This window comes from Campylobacter sp. BCW_6466 (assembly GCF_001762835.1).
In the GTDB taxonomy this organism is placed as follows: Bacteria; Campylobacterota; Campylobacteria; order Campylobacterales; family Campylobacteraceae; genus Campylobacter_D; species Campylobacter_D jejuni.
Map to the genome: position 1 here is coordinate 1090 of NZ_MJXO01000071.1, position 844 is coordinate 1933.

The 844-nt window shown below is 25.8% G+C and carries 2 protein-coding genes; one reads left to right on the forward strand and one right to left on the reverse strand.

All coding sequences use genetic code 11. From position 1 onward, the window contains the following. On the forward strand, positions 1-291 hold a 291-nt coding region (locus tag AJ887_RS10295), incomplete at its 5' end, for a hypothetical protein (protein WP_186820931.1). Positions 292-616: 325 nt separating this feature from the next. Here the strand turns inward: AJ887_RS10295 and AJ887_RS10075 are convergent. Further along, complete coding sequence (locus AJ887_RS10075) at positions 617-766, reverse strand: toxin-antitoxin system HicB family antitoxin (RefSeq protein ID WP_134225837.1); 150 nt, start codon at positions 764-766, stop codon at positions 617-619. Between the last annotated feature and the right edge of the window lie 78 nt (positions 767-844).

Genomic DNA, 844 nt, shown 5'->3' on the forward strand with positions numbered 1-844 from the left:
GAGCAAGGAAGTAAAGAAGGATATGAATTTGCACTTAAAAAAATTGATGAAGAGTATAAAACACGTGGAAAGTATTCTTTAATTGATTTAAACGAAATAAAAAATATTAAAACACTTAAAGAAAGAGATTATAATTTTCTTTTAAAATTACAAAAAGAATCTAAAAAAGAAATTGAAAATGGAAGATATCAATATGCTGATATAATGATTATAAATTATAATGATTATTATACTATACTTAGCGTTGAGTGCAATTTGCGAAGGAAATTTTGTGATATTACTAATGTTTGAGTTTAGCACTCATAGTTGGCATAACTCTTTGTGCCTGTTCTTTCTCTTCTACCATTGTTTCTCCTTATTTAAAGTTTTTTCAAAATTTCGAAAAAACTTTTAATCACTTTTGATTAAAAGTTTCCATATCTTTCATAATAAGATGATAAATATATGTATTTAAAGGAAAACCTAAGCTGTCAGCTCTCTCTTGAAGGTATTCTTTCGCCATTACTTAATGATAGCAAATGCTTACTAAAAAGTAATAAAATGTATTTTTCTCAAAAATGAGAAAAATAAAACTGACAACAAAAAGATTTAAAATCCGAGCGTTAATTTAACATCTTTATTTTTCTTTTATATCATTTATAATAAGATTAATGATGTATTGAGTTGTGTTAATGCCTAACTCTTCAGCTTTTTTATCTAGTGTTTCTTTGAGTTTAGCACTCATAGTTAGCATAACTCTTTGTGCCTGTTCTTTCCCTTCTACCATTGTTTCTCCTTATTTAAAGTTTCCATATCTTTCATAATAAGATGATAAATATATGTATTTAAAGGAAAACCTAAGCTG